1 protein-coding gene is annotated in these 1,169 nt (G+C 46.5%); it reads left to right on the top strand.

The genetic code is table 11. The annotated features are described in order from the left end of the window. On the top strand, positions 1 to 1,169 hold a 1,169-nt coding region (locus A3766_RS25555; RefSeq protein ID WP_197479746.1), incomplete at both ends, for an FAD-dependent oxidoreductase.

Consider the following 1,169-nt stretch of genomic DNA (forward strand, 5'->3'; position numbering starts at 1 on the left):
CCCAAAAAGCGACTACGCTTATCGATAACAAAGGTGATAACACAAAACTGCGAATGAACTTCGCAGATGACACGCATCTTGATACTGACATGATCGTATTTTCTGCAGGCATTCGCCCCTATGATCAGTTAGCACGTAAAACCGGGTTAGAAGTTGGTGAGCGTGGCGGTATCGTTGTCGATTACCACTGCCGAACCTCTGACTCGGACATTTTTGCTATAGGTGAATGTGCTCTATATGGCAACATGATCTACGGACTGGTTGCGCCCGGTTATAGAATGGCAGAAGTTGCTGTTCAGCAATTCTCCGACGACGACGAAAAACCTTCGTTTACTGGCTCAGACATGAGCACGAAGCTGAAGCTTCTGGGTGTTGACGTCGGCTCAATTGGCGATGCCCATGGTAAAACGCCCGGCTCAATCGCTTACGTCTACAGTAACGAAAACTCAGAGATCTATAAGCGAATCATCGTATCTGAAGACGGCAATACACTGTTAGGTGCAGTACTAGTTGGCGACTGTTCAGATTACGACACACTTCTTCAATACTACCTGAACGGTATCGAGCTTCCCGAAAACCCTGAAGGAATGATTCTACCGAATGTTGAAGGGGGTGGTCCTGCGCTAGGTGCTTCAGCACTACCAATGGAAGCAACAATCTGTTCATGCCTAAACGTTAGTAAAGGCGACATTATTAACGCTCTTGATTCCGGTTGTTGCAGCGTAGGTGATGTAAAAGGTGAAACCAAAGCAGCTAGCGGTTGTGGCGGTTGCGCAGCACTTCTTAAGGATGTTGTTGATACTGAGCTTGAAGCGCGCGGCGTTACGGTTGATAAAAGCATTTGTGAACACTTCCCTCATACGCGTGAAGAGCTATATCACTTAATTCGTGTCGGTAGTATCATGTCATTTGGCGAACTGGTAGAAAAACACGGTACCGGCCTTGGTTGTGATATTTGTAAGCCTGCGGTAGCAAATATGCTTGCAGCTAGCTGGAATGATTACATTCTAGAAGAGCAACATACAGGCCTGCAGGATACCAACGATACCTTTCTTGCAAACATGCAAAAAGATGGCACCTATTCAGTTGTCCCACGTGTACCAGGTGGTGAGATTACGCCTGAGCAACTGATCGCTATCGGTCAAGTAGGCCAAAAGTACAAACTTTAT

Source organism: Oleiphilus sp. HI0132 (genome assembly GCF_001635845.1).